This is a genomic window from Microvirga sp. 17 mud 1-3, from assembly GCF_003151255.1.
Classification (GTDB): domain Bacteria; phylum Pseudomonadota; class Alphaproteobacteria; order Rhizobiales; family Beijerinckiaceae; genus Microvirga.
Genome location: NZ_CP029481.1, coordinates 725,696 through 748,755 on the forward strand (window position 1 = coordinate 725,696; position 23,060 = coordinate 748,755).

The window sequence follows — 23,060 nt, forward strand, 5'->3', positions numbered from 1 at the left end:
GATTGCAAGAGAATCCTAATACTGCAACCTGATACAGGGGCGAGCCTGGTCTGAAGGCGCGCCGTAGAAAGGTTAGGTTCGGCATCGGGCTCGGCAGGGCGCCTCGTCCACACGGATGTCCTCCAAGAGAGGCGAGCCTCCCTGATTAACTTGGCCGGTCTTCTAGGTCCGAGATCAGATCCCCCACAGAGGTGGACCTCTGCCCTATTCAACAGCCCTCCTCGTGAAAGCAGACCAAATTTCGGAGAACATCGCCTCTAGGGGTCAGCCTGGGGCAAGATTGTTGGCTTACCCAGACCCTCAGGATACCCGTATCGGAGGTCTCAGTGGGGGATATCTATCTTTTCGATGTCGCCTCGAGACAGGCGCAATGGCTTGCGGTTCGGCAAGCAACGATCTCGAGCAACATCGCTAACGCAAATACGCCGGGCTTCAAGGCCAAGGACGTCGAGCCCTTCTCGAAGGTCTTCGACCAGACGCAGCTGACGATGGCTGCAACCGATAAAGGTCATCTTGGGTTCGATGCTGTTCACGCAAAGCCGGCGAAGGTCAAGAAAATCGATAGCTGGGATGTCATGCATTCTGGAAACTCCGTGAGTGTCGAGCAAGAGATGATGAAAGCCGGTGAGATCAGCCGGGAATACTCGCTCAATACTAGCATCGTGAAATCATTCCATAGAATGTTGCTGGCCAGCACGAGGTCAGGGCAATGATCGATCCTTTACAGGCCTCATCGCGATTGGCTGGAGCAGGGCTTGAAGCGCAGTCCATGCGCCTCCGTATCGTTTCCGAGAATATTGCCAATGCTCAGTCGACTGGGAAAACAGCGGGATCCGATCCTTACGCTCGCAAGACAATTACTTTCAGAAGCGAGCTCGATCGCGCTCTCGATACAGCGTCCGTGAAAGTTAAGGAAATCGGTATCGATCAGGCCCCCTTCCGAGTGGAGTATGATCCCGGCAATCCCGCCGCCGACGAAAACGGTTACGTCAAGATGCCGAACGTGAACATGCTCGTTGAAATGGCCGATATGCGGGAAGCCAATCGGTCCTACGAAGCCAATCTTCAAATGATGAAGCAGACACGCTCCATGATTTCAAGCCTCATCGATCTCCTGAGAGGTGCATGATGCTCGAAGCAATTTCATCGATTACTTCGGCCATCGATAAGGCGAACACCCTCTCCTCAACGCGTGCCGTCCAGGCAACAAGGCTTGCCCCCGCAGCTCCTTCCCAGAGTGTCGATTTTGGCGACATCATGGTGCAGGTTGCCTCAAATGCTGCTCAGACCCTGCGCGCTGGAGAATCGGCCGCGATCGCGGGCATCCAGGGAAAAGCCTCAGTCCAGCAAGTTGTTGAGGCAGTAATGTCGGCTGAGCAGGCCTTGCAGACCGCAATCGCGATCAGAGACAAGGTTGTCGCAGCCTATCAAGAAATCTCGCGTATGGCGATCTGAGGAAACGGCTATGAGAGCACTCGCAATCGCTGCAACAGGCATGAACGCTCAGCAGCTCAATGTTGAAGTCATTGCCAATAACATATCGAACGTAAACACAACGGCCTTTAAAGGGGCGCGCGCCGAGTTCACCGACCTGCTTTATCAGGCGGAGCGCCTTCAAGGCATTCCCAATCAGGGTGGCGAGACACCTCTTCCGGAAGGTGCCATGCTGGGTCTCGGCGTGAGAACGGCGGCAATTCGCAATCTGCATCGTCAGGGGCCCTTGACTAACACGACGAACCAGCTTGACGTTGCCTTGAACGGTCGCGGCTGGTTTCAGGTGCAAGGGCCGAACGGCGAAGTCATCTATACGCGTGCTGGATCCTTCAACAAGAGTGACACCGGCGCCATTGTCACGCTTGAAGGATATGCGCTTCCCGGCCTCAATCCTGTCCCCCAGAACACGACCGACATTTCGATCAACCAGGATGGGCGAGTGTTCGCCAAAGTCAGTGGAGAGGTCGATCCGGTAGAGCTCGGAAGAATCGAACTGGCCAACTTTGCGAACGATTCTGGCTTGGAGCCGATCGGAAGTAATTATTACCGTGAAACGCCTGCTTCAGGTGCGGCTGTTGCCGGTTTTCCGAACAATGAAGGTTTTGGAAGCGTCCATCAGGGATACTTGGAAAGCTCAAATGTCGACCCAGTGAAGGAAATCACAAATCTCATTTCGGCTCAGAGAGCCTACGAAATGAACTCCAAGGTTATTCAGGCCGCTGACGACATGGCTGGCACGGTCTCTAAGGGCATCCGCTAAATTAGCATATCGGCAACAATGGAGCGTGCGATGAAGAAATCCTTGTTAGTCATGCTGGTTGCTATCTTTGCTGCCGGTATCGCTTCCCATGCGAATGCTCAAAGTATCATCCTGCCTGTGCCCGCTGTAACGATCTATCCTGGGGATACAATCAAAGAGTCGATGCTCAAGGAGAGGAGCTTTCTCTCGACATTCCGTTCCCGCGCCGCAGTCATTGAGACACCCGTCCAGCTTATTGGGAAAGTTGCAAGGAGGACGCTGCTTCCCGGAGAGGCAATCCCAACCAATGCTGTTGATGACGCTCAGTTGGTGACGCGTGGATCGACAACGCAGATCATTTTTCAGGAAGACGGCCTAACCATCTCTGCCATAGGATCACCCCTGCAGTCAGGTAGTTTGGGAGAGCAGATCCGCGTTCGCAACGTTGATACCGGAAGAATTATTCTTGGTGTCGTTCAGGCTGACGGAACAGTGCGCATCGGTGTACGCTGATGAGATTCCTGGCTGTTGTTCTCCTCGCCCTTCTGATGCCGTGCTTCGCAAGCGCGTCGACACGCATCAAGGATATCGCCTCTGTTCAAGGCGTCCGCGATAACCAGCTTGTCGGATACGGACTCGTCATGGGCCTTCAGGGAACAGGTGACACCCTTAGGAACTCCCAGTTCACTGAACAGTCTCTCCAATCAATGCTTGACCGGATGGGAGTGAATGTCCGGGATATGCCTCTTCGGACCAGGAATGTAGCGGCTGTTGCAGTGACAGCGGATCTGCCTCCCTTCATTGGCACAGGGTCGCGAATTGACGTCACGGTCACGTCTCTTGGTGATGCAACATCCCTCAAAGGCGGCACACTGATGCTGACGTCCCTCATGGGCGGAGACGGACAGGTCTATGCGGTAGCGCAAGGCCCTGTCGCGGTTTCAGGTTTCAATGCAACCGGACAAGCGGAGAGCCTGACACAAGGTGTTGCCACTGCAGGTCGGATACCGAACGGTGCCCTCATTGAAAGAGAGGTGCCCGGGGCAATGAGGGAAATGTCCACCCTGGTGCTGGAGTTGAAGAATCCTGACTACAAAACAGCCACCTTAGTGACCGACGCGATTAACGCATATGCGCTGGGGCGTTATGGAAAGCGTGTCGCAACACCGCGTGACTTCCGGACAGTCGCTCTGAACAAGCCGCGTGATATCGGCACGACGCGATTTATCGCGGAACTGGGGGATTTGCGTGTGCAGCCTGATACCCCCGCCCGTGTTGTCGTGGACCAGAGAACGGGAACGGTTGTCATCGGCAAAAATGTGCAGATTTCGACGGTTGCGATGACACACGGAAATTTAACAGTGCGCGTGACCGAAACACCTCTTGTGTCACAGCCTGAGCCGTTCTCGAACGGGCGTACGACAGTTGTTCCTCGAACACAAATTACGGCAAGCGAGCCCGATGCTCACCTTGCGGTGATTGGCGGTTCGGATCTTCAGACGCTTGTCAAGGGGCTGAACCAGATTGGCCTCAAGCCGACGGACATTATCGCGATCCTGCAAGCCGTGAAGACTGCAGGCGCTCTGCAAGCCGACCTGATCGTGCAATGACTCCGTCTGGACCCATTGGCTGGTGCGATGCCGTTGCCAAACGAACGGTGGCTGATACCGTGAAAATGGATCGTGATCTTATGAAGACTTTCTCGCTCCCGTTTCAGCTCCTTCTCGCCACAGGCCTTATTCTAGGATCGCAAGGAGCGAGTATCGCTCAAGAGAAGTCGACGCAGGCGGCAAACAGTTTGCCGAAGGCGGAAGCTATAAAAGAACCGAAGCAGAACCCATACTGCGCTAACATTGCGGATGCCGCGGCAGATGCCCGATATGCCTGGCAGAAGGAAACTCTGACGGCTCTCGAGAAGGAAATTGAGGGCAGAATCAAGGTTCTCGAGGGAAAAAGAGCCGAATACGAGGAATGGCTACGCAAGCGCAATGAGTTCCTTGCGAAGGCTGATGAAACGGTCGTGGCAATCTATACCAGAATGCGCCCTGATGCTGCCGCGCTCCAACTCGCCAATATGCACGATGAAGCTGCCGCTGCCATACTGGCAAAACTAAGCCCTAGAAATGCAAGCGCCGTTCTTAATGAGATGGAGCCTGCCCGCGCAGCCCAGCTGACCGGTGTACTTACTGATGCTGCGAAGCGTTCTCAGGAGAGCGAAAAGTCATGATGAGATATATCTCCCTCTCTGTGATCGCACTCTCTCTGGGAGCCTGCGCATCGAGTGAACTTGGCCGTGAGCCGGCAATGACGCCTGTTGGATATGGTCTCACCGTTGCAAGAGAACCGGTTCCAACGGTGTTCGGAGCCGCCGCCAGAACGTCTCACTATTCGCTCTGGACGCAAAACAGCGCCGATCTCTTTCAGGATCCGCGAGCAAAAAAGGTAGGCGACGTCATCACGGTCAGCATTCAGATCAACGACAAAGCCCAGTTTGACAACGCGAGCGATCGGTCGCGCAGTTCCAAAATCAATCTGGGCTTCGGGGCCAAGTATGGCTTCAATGGGAACACTGGGGACTACTCCGGGAGCGGAGACATTCGTTCGGGATCATCCACCGAGGGCCAGGGATCAATTGATCGATCAGAGAAGCTTAGATTGTCAGTCGCAGCGGTCGTGACTGAGGTTCTACCGAATGGAAATCTCATCATCAGTGGCTCCCAGGAGGTGCGCGTCAATTTTGAGGTTCGCGTTCTGAACATCGCGGGCATCGTTCGCCCGAACGATGTCTCTCGGAAAAATACGATCAGCTACGAAAAGATTGCCGAGGCGCGAATATCCTACGGTGGGCGAGGGCGCATCACGGACGTCCAGCAGCCAGCCTGGGGGCAACAAGTCTATGACGCGATCACGCCGTTCTGAACGAGCGTGGGAGATATCTTATGAAGCGGAAGAAATTAGGACTTCCTGCCTCAGGAGAGCGAGGAAGCTGGCTTGTAATACTGACAGTCCTTAGCCTCCTTGCCGCAGGAACCGGAGGAGCCTTTGGCTTGTATCTTGTTTCAAAGGTCGAAAAGGCCGTCGATGAAAAGAAAAAGGGTGAGGAGGGTAAGAAGGCCCCAACCCTCGCATATTCAGGAGAGCTGACGTCCAAAGCAATCTTGCCCGTCGTCACGAACCTCGCCAACGGAGACGACACTTGGATACGCCTCGAATCCTCTATCATCTTCACGAATGGGGCCTTGCAGAACCCTGATGTTGCTGTCGCGGAAATTAGGCAAGATATTCTAGCCTATCTTAGGACTCTTTCTGTATCACAGATCCAGGGCGCCAGCGGTCTCCAGCATCTTCGAGAGGATCTGAACGAGCGCGTTGCCTTGCGGACCAAAGGGCTGGTCCGAGAGCTCATCGTAGAAACTCTTGTTGTGCAATGAGGCAGCCCAATCAAACATAACGTCACGTCGAGTTTCCACGACCTAGCGCACGTCATTGATAATATAGTTCATGCTATAATGGTCTGATAGATAATGAAATTGAGACTACTTTTCATCGCCGCTTTTTCGACATTTGCGACTGCGGCGATTGCCCAAGTTCCGGGCTTGGACGCCCTTCTGCCCCCAGGCGATGGAGCTGCGAGCGGGCGGATTGTTCAGATCATCGCACTACTTACCGTCCTTTCGCTTGCACCGGGCCTCCTCATCATGGTGACTAGCTTTACACGGTTTGTGGTGGCCCTGTCCTTTTTAAGGTCAGGCCTAGGACTTCAAAGCACGCCGGCCAACCTCTTCCTTATCAGTTTGTCATTGTTCATGACGTTCTACGTCATGGCGCCAACCTTTGATCGCGCATGGAACGAGGGCGTTCGGCCTCTGACGGAGAATAAAATAACAGAAGCAGAGGCTTTCGCGCGTGTCGCCGATCCCTTCCGCGACTTCATGCTCTCTCATGTTCGACCAAAAGATTTGCAGACGTTCAGCGATATGGCAGCGATAAATTTTCCTAAAGGAGAAGAGGGCGCGAAGGTCGATCTAAGGGTCATCATTCCGGCCTTCATGATTTCAGAATTAAGGCGTGGCTTCGAGATCGGCTTCCTCATCGCTCTTCCCTTCCTTGTAATTGATATGATCGTCGCAACGCTTGTAATGTCTATGGGCATGATGATGATGCCGCCGACAGTCCTATCTCTACCTTTTAAAATTCTGTTCTTTCTGCTGATCGACGGCTGGAATCTATTGATCAGCGGCCTCGTTCGATCCTACTTCTGAGCATCTGTGCTGACCGGGTTCAGCAGGTTGTCACTCGCAATGTGCTGATCAAATTCGACGAGAAGGTCGCACACACTTATGCCGGCAAGTCGATCCCCGCTGGATTGTAACGCGCTGCCGGCATCGCATAACCCTTTTTTGCGAGCAATGCGGTCTCAGCCCTTGCGTACACAGAGCGCCGGTATCGCGCATAGCCGTCCTTTGTAGATCCTGCGTAGGGTGACCGCTTCTCGCCTGCGCAATCTCCACACAAGGTTGAATAGTGAAATTGCCGCGACATTAGACGCTTTATATATCGAGCCATTGAATGACCGGTCGTCAGCACGCTGAAAAACTCTGGACGAATATTCTTGAGCTTGGAGCGCGTCGTCTAGCTGCGCTCGGACTGATCGGGCTAGCCGTTTTCCTGGGCGTTGGCATCGGCGCGTACTATTTGAGTCGCCCTGCCCAGGAAGCTCTGTATGTCGGCTTAGAGCGTGAAGACGTCAGCCGCATCGGTGCCGTCCTGAAGGATGCCGGAATTCCTTTCGATGTTAGCTCCGACGGAACGTCGGTTCTGGTTCGATATGGACATACGGCGCAGGCTCGGATGCTTCTTGCCGAGAAAGGTCTGCCCCAGAGCTCGAAGTCTGGATACGAGCTATTCAACGACCTGGGATCGCTCGGTCTGACTTCGTTTATGCAGGAAGTCACCCGCGTGAGGGCGCTGGAGGGTGAGATCGCCCGCACGATCCAAACCATGAAGGGCGTTAAGGCTGCTCGTGTCCATATCGTTTTGCCAGATCGAGGGTCCTTTCGCCGCGACCAGCAGCCTGCATCTGCCTCGGTCGTCGTTCGTACAGAGCCAGCAGATGATATGGGTTCAGCGCAGGCTATTAGACATCTTGTAGCCTCCGCCATACCCGGCATGAAAGCCGATCGCGTCACCGTTCTTAATACAGACGGAATGCTCCTCATGTCGGGAGACGACGGAGCGAATGCCTCAACGGGACGAATGGCAAGTCTGGAGCGAAATGTTGGCCGCGAGATACAGGAGAATATCCGCCGGACCCTGACCCCCTATTTGGGCCTTGGAAATTTTGAGGTCAGTGTCGCGGCACGCTTGAATACCGATAAAACCAGCATCAACGAGACCATCTTTAATCCTGAGTCTAAGGTCGAGCGTTCAATTAGAACCGTTAGAGAGACTGAGGTCTCGCAGAATCGTGCCAATCAGAAGCCTGCGACTGTCCAGCAGAATCTGCCTGAGGAAAGAGTAAGGGCAGAGGGTGGAGAAAGCTCCAGCGAGGATAATCAGCGTCGTGAAGAGCTGACGAACTACGAAATCTCTTCCAAGACAATCCAAACTGTGAGTGACGGATATGCAATCAAGAATCTATCGGTTGCTGTTCTGGTTAATAAGAGCCGCTTGTCTTCTCTCTCAGGTGGGGAAAGCGCAGATCAAGCAGCCATTGATGCAAAGATAACTGAGATCGAGCAGCTTGTCTCGTCCGCGGCAGGATTCGAAAAAGGACGGGGTGATCAGATTAAGGTTGCTGCTGTCGGGTTTGTCGACGACGGCCGCATGATGGAGCCGACGCCGGCGCTCGGATTCGCGGATGTTCTTATGCGCCAGTTTGGAAATGTCATCAATGCCCTGACGATCTTGGTTGTCACAACACTCTTGATTTGGTTCGGCCTGCGTCCGGCTGTGACCGCAATCCTCGCAAGGTCTGAAGCTGAGAAGGCCTTTGCGAGCGAAACGCCGGCACTAGAGAATGCTGAATCCATACTTGCGGAGGCCAATGCACAAATTGAGTCGGCCGAGACCGTGCCTAACCTGATTGAAGACCTTACCGGAAAGTTGAGCCGCTCGCCTCAGAAGAAGCTTGAGCAATTGATTGAGTATGACGAAGAGCATGCTGTATCCATTCTCAAGCAATGGCTGATTCAAGAGGCGGCATAGTGGCAGTCTCGATCGCTGACTACTTAATGGAATTCGACTTGGGGAACGGAGGCGAAAAGCCGCGACCGGTCCAGGCGAGCCTCATTGTTACACCTCATGAAGAAGCTCGAAACATTCAGGAGGAACTAATCAGGGCCGCGGAACTGCGCGTCCGTAATGAGGAAAGACAGACGGCTGAGCGCACACTTGAGGTGACTTTAGCTGCTGAGCGCGCCGCAGCAGAAGATCGCCTTCGCGTAGAGCGGGAACGTTGGGCGCGAGAGGAGGCTGAGAAGCTCTCCGCAGAGCTGACGACCGGCCTGAAAATCATTGAGGAGAAAGTCAGCGACAAGGTCGCTAAGATTTTAATTCCCTTCCTTGGCGCTACGCTTCGTGAAAAGGTTCTAAGCGAGCTTGCGTCCACTCTCGATGCATTGCTCGCTCGTGGGAATGCAACGTCTGTTACGATTGCGGCATCGGCTGATCTCATATCCGAGCTTGAGCCGCGCCTCAATGTCCCGAGCGATTCCATAAAATATCTTCGCAATCAGGAATCTGATTTTCGAATTGTCGCTGACGAGACCATTATCGAAACGCGATTAAGTGCTTGGCTGGGTCGGCTATCTGAACCCTTGAAGGGAGTTTAAATATGTCCGATTCCGATAAGCAGGAAATTATCATCGTCCGCCGCTATGAGGTTGAGGAAGAGAGCCACAAAGGCGGGGTTTGGAAGATCGCTCATGCTGACTTTATGACAGCCATGATGGCGTTTTTCCTCGTCATGTGGCTCATCAGCGTGACCGATAACGAAACGCGGTCTACAATTTCGAATTACTTCAATCCCTTAAAGCTGGCTGAAAGCACAACTGATCGCAAAGGGCTAAACGACCCTAAAAATGACTCTCATGAGACGAAGGAGGGGAGCAGCAAGACAACAACCCAGAAGGGGGCTGCTGACGACAAGGGGGGGCGTGCCCCGCAAACCAAAAAGTCTCGCTTTGAAGAAGGGGCCCTGTTCCAGGACCCCTATGCAGTGCTGGCAAAATTGGCGACTGAAGGCGAGCAGGACCAGGCGCGTGATACCTTAGGAGCAGACAGTCCCCTTGGCGAATCTGGCGATCCAGGTATGAACGGTGGCGAAGCATATCGTGACCCCTTTGATCCGCTCTATTGGCAGGTTGCCCCTATGCCAAAGGCCAAGACGAAGACGCCTGGAACTCCAGGAACGATGCCGCCCGCGCCAGAAGAAGGACTCATTGACGCGCTAGCGCCATCTTCCAAGGCGCAGATCGATGCGGCGAGTATGGATAGGGGCATGGGCCCCGGGGTGCCCGCGCCCTCTGCCGACAAGGTCGCTCCTTCCGAAAAGGCAACCTCGCTACAAGTTGCTGACAAGGCGGGGCTGGAGACGGAAATCAAGGCTGAGATTCAGAAAGCGGTTCCAACCTCAAGATCGGAACAGGCACCGAAGGTTGAGGTCAGCCGGACTAATGAAGGGGTCCTTATTAGTGTCACGGATGATCTTAATTTCAGCATGTTTGCGGTAGGCTCGGCTGAGCCTCAGCCAAAAGTAGTCCGTGCCATGGAGAAGATCGCGAAGGTTATCAGCAGTCGACCGGGCAAGATCGTCATTCGCGGCCATACAGACGGGCGCCCGTTCAAGTCAGCAACCTATGACAACTGGCGTTTGTCGACGGCGCGCGCACACATGGCGGCTTACATGCTTATCCGTGGAGGGATTGACGAAGCGCGGATTGCCCGAGTGGAGGGACATGCGGACAGGAGCTTAAGAAACTCCTCCGATGCTAATGCGGCTGAGAACAGACGGATCGAGATACTCCTGCAGGAGGGGTCGTAGTGCTGGCTCTTCGGCGTTCAGTACTGGCGTTTTTCGCGGTTCTATCCGCAGGGATGTCTTCTGCTGTGGCGCAGCAGAATCTGAACACATTGGAACCAGGTGCATCGCCGGTTGAACTTGTGCGAACACTCCAGATTTTGCAGGATCAAATTGCCTCTGGTTCAACTAATGCACATGTTGCTCAAAGAGCCCTGTTGACGCGGATCGATGAGAAGCTCACGTCCATGGACCCGTCAGTTTGGCGGGAACCAAAGAATACGAGGGCGGCTGTAACCTATGTTCTCAGTGGAGGTCGGCCCGATGTGCTCAAGAAGATCCTTCCAATAGAGGGACGAGAGCCACGGGACGATGCGCTTGTGAAAGGGGCGCTGGCTTACGTAGAGGGTCGGGAGGAAGAGGCACAAAAGATCCTTGGTGATATCGATCCAAATACGCTCCCTCCTACCATATCGGGCCAGGTCGCATTGGTGCAGGCGGCTCTTCATGTTCGTGACGATCCGTCTAAATCAATCATATTGCTGGACTTTGCGCGACTTCAGCTTCCGGGCACTCTCGTGGAAGAGGCGGCCCTAAGAAGAGAGATCTTCGTGGTCAGTCAAGCTGGCGATACGAAGAAATTCGATTTCCTGTCGCGGCAGTACCTGAGGCGATTCCGGTACTCCGTTTATGCAGGAAACTTCAGACAGCGCTTTGCTGCAGCACTCATGCGACTTGAGTTCACCCGTGATCCGGGCTTCTTCTCCAGGCTTGTGGCGATGCTAAGTGAACTGGAGCCAGCAGGGCAGCTTGAACTATATCTCCTAGTTGCTCGTGCGGCTGTCAGTCAGGGACAAACCCAGGCTGCAATTCTCGCCTCGGATAAAGCGGCTGAGCTTTCGTCAAGGGACAAGCTTAGCGCCAACAGAGCTCAACTTTATAGAGCTGCCGCTCTGATCGTCACGCGTCAAGGGTTTGAAGAGGCTGCTCGCCAGCTAGGAAGCGTTGATCGCTCTATTCTCGAGGCGACTGATATGGCGTTGCTGGATTCAGCGCTGTCAATGGCGACATACATTCGCAAAAGCCCTGGCGAGGCAGTTGCTGCTGCAGCCAATACTTTGCCTTCTCTGCCTCCGAAGGATGTGGACAGCCCCGCTCAAGCGCCTACCCCCACGATATCGCGTGCGCAGGAAGTTCTTGGTCAGATTGATAAGCTCGTTCGGAAGGGAAACTGATGACGACATTGGAATTCCTGGCCCAAAACCTAACTAGGAAGACTGAGGCGCAGCCTCACAAGGCTGGGATGATCCACGCCGGGGCCACGGAGGGAGACGCAGGCGAGGGCGCAGGGGCAAGCTTCGGTACTCTTCTGAATGCCTTATCGGCAAAAGAAGGGGGCCCAGATATACTTCTGCGAGCGAACTCTGCTGCGCCGGGGGGCAAGGACCCACGGGCTGACCAGAGGGCGTCGACTGAGAAACACCCGAACCTAATAACGGATCCGGGACTGCCTCTGGCGGACGCTTCGTCGTCCGGACCAGAAGGGTATGCCGAGGCGTTAGTCCAAGGCATTATCCCTCTTCTGGTACAGTCGCAGCAGGCCTCGACTGTGTATGCAACTCCCTCTGCCGCCACTTATGGATCAGGCCCCGAGGGTAACATAGGAAAAGGTCAAGGTAGCAGTGCCAGAGAAGGCCAAGGTATCGAAGGGATCTCATCGCTCAAGGTGAGCGTCCTTCATCAGGAGGCTCATTTCAAGCCTGTGCTAGGGAATAATCTCCCTCAGAATCCCCATCAAAGGGCTGATGAGACTAGTCCCGGCAATCATTTTGCGTCTCTTGTCGCAGGGTCCGGTGATGAAGCCGACGGCGCATCCCGAACCCATCCTGATGCCGAACAAGCCGTGAGCAACACTAGAGTGAGTTCCTCGGCAGTAAAATCCTCCGGAATCGATCTTGGGACTTCAACCGGGGAGACGCTCTTTCAACAGCTGACGAGTGCGATCGCAAAGGAAGCCATCAATTCTTCTGCGCAACAGGAACAGGATGTCGTTGGGGTCAGCCCCACTTCTACGAACATCGTCCTGAAGCCCTCGGAGAATGCTCTAAGAGTTCTAAACGTCCAGCTTCATCCCGTTGAACTCGGTGTTGTGACAGTCAAGATGCGCTTGTCAGGGGACCAGATCGAGATGGAGCTTCATGCGCACAACGAGGAGACAGCCGATCTCCTACGCAAGGATGTCGAGAAGCTTTCGGGCTTGCTTCGAACATCGGGATATCGGGCCGATATTGTGACGGTTCATACGATGCGAACCGAGATGCTGCAGCAGGAGAGCGCGGCCCGTGGGAATGATTCATGGGCATCCCAGCCGCAGTCCGGAGGCTCTCAACAGGGGCAGGCTGGACAACATGGCAGCGCAAGGCAATCTTCGGTCGATATGGATGAGCTGAAACATCGAGTGCGAGGCAATGGGGAAAGCGAGCGGGCTGCTGAAGGTCATTCTGGCGGTATCTATCTCTAGCTTTGTGTCGGAAGCTCGGGCCTCCAACAATGCCTGCGAGCGCGAGATGATACGGGCTGCTTCAAAGCATGGTGTTCCTCTTGGAATGCTTTACGCTGTGGGTTTAGCTGAGACAGGTAATCGTGGCTCTCTTCAGCCATATGCCATGAACATCGAAGGGCGCGCTTACTTCGCCCAAAGCGCCAGTGATGCCTTACGACGTTTCGAAGAGGCGCGACGCACTGGTGCCAAGCTCATCGACCTGGGATGTATGCAGATCAATCACTACTATCACAGGGAAAGGTTCGATTCCCTCGAGAGCATGCTGAGCCCCGAGAGAATGTCGAGTACGCGGCTGAGTACCTGAAGCAATTACGATTGAGAGAAGGCAGTTGGACGATGGCCGTCGCTCGCTATCATGCGGGCCCTAACAATGACCCAGCTCAGAAGCAGTATGTTTGTCGCGTCATAACGAACATGGTCGCGACTGGCTTCGGACAATGGACACCCGCGGCTCAGACCTTCTGTCAATAAAGACGGTTGGGGCGGTGACGCCGCTCTGCTGAAATCAGCGCGTCATTGATAGATCACGGTTCTCGATGCGCCCGCCATATGCGGAGCCGTTTGGCTCTAGATGGACGATCACGCGCCCTTTTGAATAAAGCTCAAGCGATTCGCCCCGTAGCGCCCAAGTGTTGACGTCCCGCAATCTGGCGTCATTGCAGCGACTTGTGGAGGCCTTGTAAAGGTCAAGCGTTGACGACGTAGATAGTTGGATCTGACATGTGTCCCGGCCGAGCCGAAGCATCCACCTTCCCGATAAAGAGGCGACGCTGACGGGCTGGGGTCCGATACTCGACTGCGGTCTGATTGCGTCCGTAGTGGCATCCGGCCCTTGTGGGGGCAGGGCTGGGGCCGAAGGGGAAGACGCTTCGGCATGCATCGGAACCGGCTCGTGTAAAACACTAACCGATTTGCTCGGTAAAGCCGCATGGCGAGACACCCAAGGGCCTACCGGTTCAAGTGGCACCTGTGCCTCGGACTTTCGTGGCACCACCTCTGACGGGATAAGGTAAGGCGGCGGCTCGGCCGGCTCCGGAAGCGGTGCGTTCCACGGACTTGAGTACAATGACAACGAACGGTCCCAATACTCAGCCGGCGCCCATGGAGAAGTGTAGGGAGTGCCGGCTCCCATGCAGCCCGACAAAATAAACAGGCAGGGAATAACTAGGGACGTGCGCACTATCACGGAATGAGATCTTCAGGCTTGACGGTGTAGAATGAGGAGGATTGTTTCCGCATATAGATTTTCCGACTGCTGGGAGGCTGCCACAGCCTTGTCGAAGTAAAAATCTGCCAGTGGTGAAGTTCGAAGTCCCACATATTGATCAGCCGACGAAGGTATATCCGATGTATCGTTTTGCCTCGATGGGATCGTAGCCGAGGCGGGCGCGCAGCTTCTTGCGCAGCTTGCTGACATGCCCCTCAATCACGCTCTCCTCGACATCGTTGGAATAGATGCCATAGATGGCGTTGAAGATCTGGGTCTTGGTCAGGCGCCGGCCCTTGTTGCGCACCAGATATTCGAGAATATGCCGCTCGCGGCGGGGCAGCGGCAGGCTGGTGCCGTCGATCTCAGGATCGCGCCCGTCGAAATACACCTTCAGGCGCTCCGTTGCCGCCGGCCCGGCCTGGCTGGAGCCGTTGACCCGGCGCCAGATGGCCTCGGAGCGGGCCAGGATCTCGCGCACATGCACAGGCTTGCGCACCACATCGTCGAACTTGGCGGTGAACAGCGCCAGGGTCTGCTCGAGGGAGCGGATTTCGCTCAAGGCGATGATCGGCGCCCGGGAATGGCGGCGAATGGCCTCGGCGCAGGCGATGCGCTCCTGGAACTCGCCGAGCAGGAAGCCCTGAATGGCATCGAGATCGGTGCTGGAGGCGGCTGTGAGCCAGTCCTTGAACTCGCCGGCGATGAGCCCGAGCGAGGAAACGCCTTCGCGATCGAAGCCAGCGACGTACGCAGCCGTCACCATCTGTCGTTCATCGACGACGATGTACATGATAGAAGCCCCCCGGCCTATGCAGTTTATAGTCGAACGCAGGTACGCGCGATGATATCGCGAGTTGCTGGCGGTGAACGCCTGAGCAACGACTTTTTTACTTTTACGTTTTACTACTGCTGGTGGGCGAGTGTGCTTGGTTGGACCGCTCTGGCCCCCCGAATCAGTAGGATTATTGATAAATGCCGGGTGGGCGCCGTTGCGTCAATGACAAAGGCGTGCGGCTTGGAGTTGGGCCGGTGCTTCTCTCCGAGTGTTGCAGGCAGGTCATACGGCCGCGCCCAAAGGCAACCCCGCCAACAGCAACGTCCACGCGCAAAAAATAGTCCAAGCGGCAACACACAAGGCCGCTCCTAATCACAGAGCTTTGCACGACCTTAGGCTCTCACTCCCCAGGCAGGTTAGGGATCAGTAGACCCTAAGTGACTGAAGAAGTGAGAGCCGAAGTTTGACTCTCTGTGAAAAGGAGCGATGTGGACGAAGGGGAAGCTGCGTTACGCCTAAGGATCCTATAAGAGATGTCTAGCGAGCAATTTTGAAACTAAGTATCAATTTCGCGATTTCTTACGTTAGACCGGCGACTATTGGAAACCTTAACTTTTTATAGAGACGGGGATTGTTATTTCTTTGCCATGAAATTGCCCGTTTCGTGGATCGGAGCTTGAGATGCGCCTTCTCAACAAGCTAAGGGTTATGACGAAGATTGCCATACCGGTTGCAATCTTCGTCGTTATTGCGATTGGCCTTGTTGCTCTTGCTAGAGCCGAGCTCGATCGTCTGGCCGCTGATACGCAGGAAGTTATCGAGGTCGACGTAGCTCATCTCAGAATGGTGATGGCGCTCGACTCTAAGATCAATCAAGTCACTATACATGAGAAGAGCATTCTCGGAGACCGTAACGTCGAGGGTCGCGGCGTCTACGGCCAGCGCTACGAAGAAACGAAACAGGAAGCACTGGCAGAGCTCGATAAACTGATGAAGTCGCTCGGGCCCGACGATGATCGTGCGGCTTACGACAAAGTAAAAGATACGATCCTCGGCTATTTCGCACTATCCGACCAGAGCGTCACCCACGGCCTAAAGGGATACATGGACGATGCTGCCATGAAGATCTCTAATGGCGAAGGGCAGGATATGCGGATCAAAGTCCGAGAAGAGCTCGCAGCCCTGGTTGATGCAAGCTCCAAAAAACTCGAGCAGTCCCGCAATGAGGCAATGGATCTTGCACGTCAAACTTCCACCATTCTTATTGCCTCTGCGGTCGTTGGAATCTCTGTCGCGCTGGTGCTTCTGGGTTCCATCATTATCTTTGGGATTGTCCGCCCTCTGTCCGGAATGACAGCCGCGATGTCACGATTGGCGGACGGAGATCTAACGGTTGCCGTTGCTGGCGCTGATCGCAAAGACGAGATCGGTCAGCTCGCCCGTGCGCTACAGGTGTTTAAGGACAATGCCGAAGAGGCAAAGCGTCTGGCAGTAGAGCAAGAAGTCGAGAACGACACTAAAATGCGTCGCGCCCAGCTCCTGGACCAACTTACCAGGCAGTTTGATCAAAAGGTATCTGCGCTAACCCAAAGCCTCGCGGCGGCTGCGACACAGATGGAGTCGACAGCGCAGACGATGACCCACGTGGCTGATCGCACAACAGATCAATCCACTAGCGTCTCAAGCGCTGCCGAAGAGACCTTCGCGAACGTTCAAACCGTTGCAGCTGCGACTGAAGAGTTGTCGATCTCTATCCGTGAGATTGCAAGTCAAGTCTCTCAGTCATCGCAAATTGCCGAGCGGGCCGTTCTTGATGCACAGCGTACGAACAACACCGTACAGACACTAGCGGTCTCGGCGGAGAAGATCGGAAACGTCATCGCGCTAATTAATAATATCGCCTCTCAAACAAACCTTCTGGCTCTCAATGCAACGATCGAAGCTGCGCGTGCGGGCGAGGCAGGTAAAGGGTTTGCGGTTGTCGCGAGCGAGGTCAAGGAGCTAGCAAACCAGACATCCAGGGCGACGGATGAGATCTCGCATCAAATCAATGCCGTCCAGCAGGCAACAGAAGAAGCCGTAGGTGCGATCCAACAGATTGCCCAAACGATTGCCGAGATGTCTCAGATCTCCACATCCATTGCAGCTGCGATGGAAGAGCAGGGCGCTGCCACTCAGGAGATCTCGAGGAACGTGCAGGAAGCTGCGCGTGGCACAGAAATGGTGACGAGCAATATCGGCGAGGTGCGCCAAGGGGCGAGTGAAACCGGATCTGCGGCTTCGCAAGTTCTATCAGCCGCGCAAGAACTCGCGCGACACTCGGAGAGCCTTGGCCGAGAGGTCGAGGACTTCCTCTCCGGTGTTCAGGCCGCTTAAAAACAAGCCAGAGGCGGAGGCCTGTTTCAATCCCCCGCTTAATGGTTCTCCTAGTAATATCGTATGTGAGTAGCTCTGATGGACGATCTTCTGCGTGAGTTTCTAACAGAGACGGCAGAACACCTCGACACTGTCGACGTAGAACTGGTGCGCTTTGAGCAAGACCCGAACAATAAGGCTATTCTGAGCAACATATTTCGGCTTGTGCATACGATTAAAGGAACCTGCGGCTTCCTCGGCCTGCCTAGGCTAGAAGCATTGGCCCACGCGGCCGAGACCCTGATGGGCAAATTCCGGGACGGCATGCCTGTCACCACGCCGGCAGTGTCGCTCATCCTGTCGACTCTCGACCGTATTAAGGACATCCTCGCTGAGCTGGAAAAGCATGCCGCTGAACCTGAAGGATCAGACAACGACCTGATCGAAGCGCTTGAAGCTATGGCTGCGGATGCGCAGACATCGACGGCGCCTGTGCGGGAGAGTGGAACCAGCGTTGGAACGCTGGCATATCAGGTCCTCGAAAGAGCTCTACTTCCAGGTGAAGTGCCGCTTGATGAGCTGGAGCGTGCATTTCGGGAGGCACCCGGCCCAGAAGTTCCCAAAAAGGAGGTAACCCCAGTCCAGGCGAGCGAGAGTGCTGCGACCGCAGCGGCTTCGGAGGAGAACGGAGAGGCAGTCGCGGCTAAAGTTCAGACCATTCGTGTGAATGTCGACACGCTCGAGCATCTCATGACAATGGTCTCGGAGTTGGTTCTGACTCGAAACCAGCTCCTTGAGATATCTCGTCGCGTCGATGACGGTAGCTATAAGGTTCCACTGCAGCGTCTCTCTCACGTTACTGCCGAGTTGCAGGAAGGCGTGATGCGGACGCGGATGCAGCCCATCGGGAACGCCTGGCAGAAGCTGCCACGTGTCGTACGCGATCTCTCTGCAGAACTTTCGAAAAAGATCGAGCTTGTCATGCAGGGGGCTGACACGGAGCTTGATCGCCAAGTCCTGGAGGTGATTAAGGATCCCCTCACGCATATGGTGAGGAACTCAGCGGACCATGGCATTGAGTCTCCTCTTGAGCGAAAGGCCGCGGGCAAGCCCGAACGCGGGACAATCCGCCTGAATGCCTATCACGAAGGTGGTACGATCACGATCGAAATTGCCGACGATGGGAAGGGTTTAAACTTCGGGGCAATTCGCCGGAAGGCTGTCGAGCGCGGCGTCGCGTCCGAGGCAGAAGTTGAGCGTATGAATGATGCTCAAGTTGCCAAGTTTATCTTCCACCCGGGCTTCTCGACCGCAGCCGCCGTCACTTCCGTTTCGGGGCGTGGCGTCGGCATGGACGTTGTCAAGACCAATATCGAACTGATTGGTGGCACAGTCGATATTCGCTCAGTGCCTGGCCATGGCACGACTTTCACGATTAAGATTCCGCTCACTTTGGCAATCGTTGCAGCCTTAATCGTCTCGTCGAAAGATCAGCGCTACGCAATCCCTCAGGTTGCGGTACTTGAACTGGTTCGTGTCACGCCGGGGTCTGAGCATACGATCGAGCGCATCAATGGGACGCCTGTGCTTCGTTTGAGAGATCGGCTCCTGCCAATCATCCCGCTCTCAAAAGTCTTGGACGTGTCAGACGAAGGGGAGGTTAATGAGGGCTTCGTTGTCGTCACGCAGGTCGGCAGACAGAGATTTGGAATTCTTGTCGACGGCGTGTTCCATACGGAAGAGATTGTCGTTAAACCGATGTCGTCCAAGCTGCGACATATCCAGCTCTTCTCTGGCAATACCATTCTCGGCGATGGCGCGGTCGTCCTTATCGTCGACCCAAATGGTTTAGCACGAATGGTCGGCTCAGGGACCGAGGACGGGCAGCTTCAGGGTGATATGGCCTTTGAGCAGTCAAGCGTCGCAACCGAGGAGACGACAACGCTTCTAGTTTTCCGGGGTGGTGGAGAGAGTTTAAAGGCCGTGCCTCTGTCTCTCGTAACTCGCCTGGAGGAGATTGATGCTTCGACTATCGAGTGGCTCGGAGGCCGGCCTCTAGTCCAGTACCGAGGACGCCTCATGCCCCTTGTCCCCTCTGACAGCGATCTTGAGATACGGCGAGACGGCATGCAGGCTCTTGTTGTCTTCTCCGATGACGATTTTGCGATGGGACTGGCGGTCGACGAGATTGTCGATATCGTCGAGGACAAGCTCGATATCGAACTTGTGGCCGATCGCTCCGACCTCGTCGGCTCAGCCGTTATTCGCGGCCGTGCCACTGAGGTCGTAAACGTTGCCCATTATCTGCCGCTCGTTGCGGAGGCATGGATGAGGTCTGCTCATCCGTCTACGAGCGCGCAGAGTAAGTCCGTCCTTCTGGTCGATGGCTCAGCTTTCTTCAGGGACATGCTATCGCCGGTACTCAAGGCGTCTGGGTTTAGGGTCCATACGGCAGCCAGCGCAGCTGAAGCTCTGCAGACCCTATCGTCCGGACCGGTGATTGATGTCCTTATCAGTGAACTCGATCTGCCGGACCGCTCCGGATTTGAGTTAATTGCTAGCTTACGTTCCTCGACACGCTATGGGCATCTGCCTGTGATCGGTCTCACGGTGAAGAACGATCCTAAGCAGATCGCCCAGGCACACAAGCTGCAGGTGACGGAGCTAGTCGCAAAGTTCGATCGAAGGGGCCTGATAGCAGCCCTATCCGAGTTGCAGGAAAATCTTGAAGAGGCGGCATAAGCATGACCCCGTCTAGCTTGAATAACACGAGTGCTAAGGTGTTCTCGAGGCAGATCGAGTATATTACCGTGACGGTCGCAGGTCAGTTGCTCGGCTTGGCAATCGACCGAGTTCATGACGTATTTGTCGCGAGCGAGATGACATCCGTGCCGCTCGCATCCCGTGAAATTGCCGGGCTCTTGAACCTCCGTGGTCGCGTTGTGACCGCAATATCACTGCGAAAAAGGCTACATTTGCCTGATTTGGAGGCCTGTGAACGCCGGATGGCTGTCGGCCTTGAATATCATGGTGAAGCATATGGTTTGCTCGTCGACGAAGTTGGTGAGGTTCTCAAGCTCGACCCTGAGGGCCTTCAGCCAAACCCTGTCCACATGGATCCCAAGTGGGCGGGTCTTTCCGAAGGTGTGTACCAGCTTCACGACAGGCTGTTGATTATCCTAGATGTAGAGTCTGTCCTTAAGTTCGATACCCAGCTCGCAGCATAGGAAACTTTCCTTTCGCATTTCTAAGAAGGTTCTGAACGTGAGTCTTGACTATTCTATCCCGGTTCTTGTCGTTGACGATTACCAGACGATGGTTCGCATTCTGCGCAACCTCCTCAAGCAGGTCGGTTTCAAGGACGTCGATGACGCTTCCGACGGCACGGCAGCACTGGCGAAGCTGCGGGAGCGGAAATACGGCCTGGTCATCTCGGACTGGAACATGGAGCCGATGACCGGCTACGAGCTGTTGCAGCAGGTGCGGGCGGACGAGCAGCTGCGGGATCTTCCCTTCATCATGGTCACGGCAGAGGCCAAGACGGAGAATGTGGTTGCGGCCAAGAAGGCCGGTGTCAACAACTACATCGTGAAGCCGTTCAATGCCCAAACCCTCCAGTCCAAGATCGCCGCCGTTCTCGGCGCAGAATAGTCTCTGAGAACGAAACATGAGCACGCCGAAGGTCTACAGCATCGAGATAACTGGCATCCAAATGCCGGACGATGCACATGAAGTTCAGCGTCATGCCGAAATTATGGAGGCTATCGCTTCTCTGAGAAGGCATGTGCAGCCGGCTCAGGTTTCGATCATGAGCGAGGAGCGTCGACACGATCTCCTCGAAGTGCAGCGGTTGAAAGCGGAGCTGGAAGCTATATCGAATGCAATTCAGCAGACGAAGCGCGAGATCGCTACGCTCCATTATACGGGAGCTCAGGGCCGAGAAATTGCACGCGTAACGGACGAACTCGGGGCCATCGTCGTGGGGACGGAAGCAGCAACTCACTCCATTTTGGAAGCGACGGAGGCCATAAACGACATTTCGGAGCAGCTGGTGGCCCGCCTCTCTAATCAGGACCGGGAAATGGTCTGCCAGATCAGCGAACGGATCGTCAGCATTTTTGAAGCCTGCAATTTCCAAGACATTACCGGTCAGCGGATCAGCAAGGTCGTCGGGGCCATGCGCTTCGTCGAAGAGCGCGTGGAGCAGATGATCCAAATCTGGGGAGGGCTCGAGGGCTTCAAGGACGTTGCAACTGCGGAGAACCCTGACCGTGAAGGTGATCGGGCCCTTCTAAATGGGCCGGCACTGGAAATGGAAGACAGTACGTCTCAAGCGGATATCGACGCATTCTTCAAATAGCTTGAAGTGCTGTATCGCGTCGGAGGGACATATACCTGTTCGCGCGGATTACACTGCGCCAGGATGGGTCATTCTATATAGAATTTGCTAAGATTGGGCTTTGGCGCCACAGCGCTAGAGGTCCGCATCGGCGCCACAGCGCTAGAGGTCTGCATCGAAAGACAGCATTTTCTAACTATTCGCGAGTCTATGTCGGGCGGTCTATAGTCTACCGTGCTCTAACTTGAGGTTCTGAACGTGAGTCTTGACTATTCTATCCCGGTTCTTGTCGTTGACGATTACCAGACGATGGTTCGCATTCTGCGCAACCTCCTCAAGCAGGTCGGTTTCAAGGACGTCGATGACGCTTCCGACGGCACGGCAGCACTGGCGAAGCTGCGGGAGCGGAAATACGGCCTGGTCATCTCGGACTGGAACATGGAGCCGATGACCGGCTACGAGCTGTTGCAGCAGGTGCGGGCGGACGAGCAGCTGCGGGATCTTCCCTTCATCATGGTCACGGCAGAGGCCAAGACGGAGAATGTGGTTGCGGCCAAGAAGGCCGGTGTCAACAACTACATCGTGAAGCCGTTCAATGCCCAAACCCTCCAGTCCAAGATCGCCGCCGTTCTCGGCGCAGAATAGTTGAGTCAATAGAATGACAATACGCAAAAGCTATCGCATAGAGAGTCATTCATCGTCAGGCTCTCCAGATGGCACATCAGAGATGCAACGGCATGCGGAGATCATGGCAGCCATTGCATCCGTAAAAGAGCTAATTGAACCAGCGCAAAGCGTTTCCTACTCTCTTCTGGAGGAGCATCGCAAAGATATGCACGAGGCTCTTCGGCTCAAAGTCGAGCTGGATGCTATCTCGGAAGCGATCCAACGGACCAAGCAAGAGATAGCAACATTGCACTATGCTGGTGTGCGGGGTCGAGAGATGGCACGAGCCACGGATGAACTCGGCGCGATTGTCATGGGAACAGAGACCGCGACGAATACCATTCTCGCAGCTTCCGAGCGGATTGATGAGTTGGCTGGGAATCTCGCTGCGCGCATTGTGGGCGACGATAAGGAGATTGCGCGCGAGATCTCCGATCAGGTGATCAGTATATTCGAAGCCTGCAATTTCCAAGACATTACCGGTCAGCGGATCAGCAAGGTCGTCGGGGCCATGCGCTTCGTCGAAGAACGCGTGGAGCAGATGATCCAAATCTGGGGAGGGCTTGAAAGCTTCAAGGAGATCGAAACCTTGGAACTGGCAGAGCAATCGGGAGACCGCGCTCTTCTTAACGGTCCTGCTCTCGAGAGCGAAAACGGATGTACGTCTCAAAGCGACATTGACGCGCTCTTCGGATAGGAAACATAGCCTCAAAAGGCGTTCGCTTAGTTAAAGCAAAAAATAAGCGTCACGTATGCATGGCCTGACAGGCGGACTTCGCTGCGATGAATAGAACGAAATGAGCTATCAAGTAGCATCGGGAACAGGCGTTGAGGCCTTCGAAATATCCACCGCTAGGATATGCAAGACTGAAATTTTAAGAAAAACTGCTGCATATGGG

24 protein-coding genes and 1 pseudogene are annotated in these 23,060 nt (G+C 54.9%); 23 read left to right on the plus strand and 2 right to left on the minus strand.

The window, feature by feature from the left end:
* The first annotated feature begins 326 nt into the window (after positions 1-326).
* The 16 genes and pseudogenes from flgB (at position 327) to C4E04_RS03385 (ending at position 13,287) form a co-directional block, all read left to right on the plus strand.
* Positions 327-713, plus strand: a complete 387-nt coding sequence (flgB, locus tag C4E04_RS03310; protein WP_109594938.1) for a flagellar basal body rod protein FlgB — start codon at positions 327-329, stop codon at positions 711-713.
* Entirely contained in the window at positions 710-1,129 is a 420-nt protein-coding gene (flgC, locus tag C4E04_RS03315; protein WP_109594940.1) for a flagellar basal body rod protein FlgC, read from the plus strand. The genes flgB and flgC overlap by 4 nt, the downstream gene beginning before the upstream one ends.
* Positions 1,129-1,455, plus strand: a complete 327-nt coding sequence (locus C4E04_RS03320) for a flagellar hook-basal body complex protein FliE (RefSeq protein WP_109600729.1) — start codon at positions 1,129-1,131, stop codon at positions 1,453-1,455. Before flgC ends, C4E04_RS03320 begins: the two co-directional genes overlap by 1 nt.
* Positions 1,456-1,465: 10 nt before the next feature.
* On the plus strand, positions 1,466-2,254 hold the full coding sequence (gene flgG, locus C4E04_RS03325) for a flagellar basal-body rod protein FlgG (RefSeq protein WP_109594942.1): 789 nt from the start codon (positions 1,466-1,468) through the stop codon (positions 2,252-2,254).
* A gap of 30 nt (positions 2,255-2,284) precedes the next feature.
* Positions 2,285-2,746 (plus strand): flagellar basal body P-ring formation chaperone FlgA, encoded by a 462-nt coding sequence (gene flgA, locus C4E04_RS03330; protein ID WP_174219248.1) that lies wholly within the window; start codon positions 2,285-2,287, stop codon positions 2,744-2,746.
* Positions 2,746-3,843, plus strand: a complete 1,098-nt coding sequence (flgI, locus tag C4E04_RS03335; RefSeq protein ID WP_109594946.1) for a flagellar basal body P-ring protein FlgI — start codon at positions 2,746-2,748, stop codon at positions 3,841-3,843. The genes flgA and flgI overlap by 1 nt, the downstream gene beginning before the upstream one ends.
* Positions 3,844-3,923: 80 nt before the next feature.
* Entirely contained in the window at positions 3,924-4,460 is a 537-nt protein-coding gene (locus C4E04_RS21285; protein ID WP_371682048.1) for a MotE family protein, read from the plus strand.
* Positions 4,457-5,152 carry a flagellar basal body L-ring protein FlgH gene (gene flgH / locus C4E04_RS03345; RefSeq protein ID WP_371682031.1) on the plus strand — a complete coding sequence of 232 codons (696 nt, stop codon included), beginning with the start codon at positions 4,457-4,459 and terminating at the stop codon, positions 5,150-5,152. Before C4E04_RS21285 ends, flgH begins: the two co-directional genes overlap by 4 nt.
* A gap of 20 nt (positions 5,153-5,172) precedes the next feature.
* Positions 5,173-5,664, plus strand: a complete 492-nt coding sequence (locus C4E04_RS03350; RefSeq protein WP_109594948.1) for a flagellar basal body-associated FliL family protein — start codon at positions 5,173-5,175, stop codon at positions 5,662-5,664.
* Between the two features lie 93 nt (positions 5,665-5,757).
* The gene (gene fliP, locus C4E04_RS03355; RefSeq protein ID WP_109594950.1) at positions 5,758-6,495 is read left to right on the plus strand and encodes a flagellar type III secretion system pore protein FliP; all 738 of its coding nucleotides are present in this window, start codon (positions 5,758-5,760) and stop codon (positions 6,493-6,495) included.
* 307 nt (positions 6,496-6,802) lie between these two features.
* Positions 6,803-8,440, plus strand: a complete 1,638-nt coding sequence (gene fliF, locus C4E04_RS03360; RefSeq protein WP_109594952.1) for a flagellar basal-body MS-ring/collar protein FliF — start codon at positions 6,803-6,805, stop codon at positions 8,438-8,440.
* A complete protein-coding gene (locus C4E04_RS03365; RefSeq protein ID WP_109594954.1) occupies positions 8,440-9,066 on the plus strand; it encodes a hypothetical protein in 627 nt (208 codons plus the stop codon). The genes fliF and C4E04_RS03365 overlap by 1 nt, the downstream gene beginning before the upstream one ends.
* A 2-nt stretch (positions 9,067-9,068) precedes the next feature.
* Positions 9,069-10,277 (plus strand): MotB family protein, encoded by a 1,209-nt coding sequence (locus C4E04_RS03370; protein WP_109594956.1) that lies wholly within the window; start codon positions 9,069-9,071, stop codon positions 10,275-10,277.
* The gene (locus tag C4E04_RS03375) at positions 10,277-11,488 is read left to right on the plus strand and encodes a chemotaxis protein (protein ID WP_109594958.1); all 1,212 of its coding nucleotides are present in this window, start codon (positions 10,277-10,279) and stop codon (positions 11,486-11,488) included. Before C4E04_RS03370 ends, C4E04_RS03375 begins: the two co-directional genes overlap by 1 nt.
* A 491-nt stretch (positions 11,489-11,979) precedes the next feature.
* On the plus strand, positions 11,980-12,774 hold the full coding sequence (locus tag C4E04_RS20765) for a flagellar hook-length control protein FliK (protein ID WP_162559255.1): 795 nt from the start codon (positions 11,980-11,982) through the stop codon (positions 12,772-12,774).
* A gap of 46 nt (positions 12,775-12,820) precedes the next feature.
* A pseudogene (locus C4E04_RS03385) lies at positions 12,821-13,287 on the plus strand (transglycosylase SLT domain-containing protein).
* Positions 13,288-13,321: 34 nt separating this feature from the next.
* On the opposite strand, the gene C4E04_RS21705 reads toward C4E04_RS03385, so the two are convergent.
* Together C4E04_RS21705 and C4E04_RS03395 are read right to left on the minus strand one after the other, a co-directional pair.
* Positions 13,322-13,948 (minus strand): AprI/Inh family metalloprotease inhibitor, encoded by a 627-nt coding sequence (locus tag C4E04_RS21705; protein WP_371682049.1) that lies wholly within the window; start codon positions 13,946-13,948, stop codon positions 13,322-13,324.
* A 193-nt stretch (positions 13,949-14,141) separates the two neighbouring features.
* Positions 14,142-14,816 (minus strand): response regulator transcription factor, encoded by a 675-nt coding sequence (locus C4E04_RS03395; protein WP_109594964.1) that lies wholly within the window; start codon positions 14,814-14,816, stop codon positions 14,142-14,144.
* Between the two features lie 666 nt (positions 14,817-15,482).
* Between C4E04_RS03395 and C4E04_RS03400 the strand changes: the two genes are divergently transcribed.
* The 7 genes from C4E04_RS03400 to C4E04_RS03430 all read left to right on the plus strand — a co-directional run bounded on the left by C4E04_RS03400 (position 15,483) and on the right by C4E04_RS03430 (position 22,858).
* The gene (locus tag C4E04_RS03400) at positions 15,483-17,177 is read left to right on the plus strand and encodes a methyl-accepting chemotaxis protein (protein WP_109594966.1); all 1,695 of its coding nucleotides are present in this window, start codon (positions 15,483-15,485) and stop codon (positions 17,175-17,177) included.
* Positions 17,178-17,255: 78 nt separating this feature from the next.
* On the plus strand, positions 17,256-19,898 hold the full coding sequence (locus C4E04_RS03405) for a hybrid sensor histidine kinase/response regulator (protein WP_109594969.1): 2,643 nt from the start codon (positions 17,256-17,258) through the stop codon (positions 19,896-19,898).
* Between the two features lie 2 nt (positions 19,899-19,900).
* Positions 19,901-20,383, plus strand: coding sequence for a chemotaxis protein CheW (locus C4E04_RS03410; RefSeq protein WP_109594971.1), 483 nt, complete (start codon positions 19,901-19,903; stop codon positions 20,381-20,383).
* Between the two features lie 37 nt (positions 20,384-20,420).
* Positions 20,421-20,807: a response regulator gene (locus tag C4E04_RS03415; protein WP_109594973.1), complete on the plus strand. Its 387-nt coding sequence runs from the start codon at positions 20,421-20,423 to the stop codon at positions 20,805-20,807.
* Between the two features lie 16 nt (positions 20,808-20,823).
* Positions 20,824-21,516, plus strand: coding sequence for a protein phosphatase CheZ (locus C4E04_RS03420; RefSeq protein ID WP_210204598.1), 693 nt, complete (start codon positions 20,824-20,826; stop codon positions 21,514-21,516).
* A gap of 237 nt (positions 21,517-21,753) precedes the next feature.
* Positions 21,754-22,140, plus strand: a complete 387-nt coding sequence (locus tag C4E04_RS03425; protein WP_109594973.1) for a response regulator — start codon at positions 21,754-21,756, stop codon at positions 22,138-22,140.
* Positions 22,141-22,243: 103 nt separating this feature from the next.
* Entirely contained in the window at positions 22,244-22,858 is a 615-nt protein-coding gene (locus C4E04_RS03430; protein ID WP_245416222.1) for a protein phosphatase CheZ, read from the plus strand.
* Positions 22,859-23,060 lie beyond the last annotated feature (202 nt).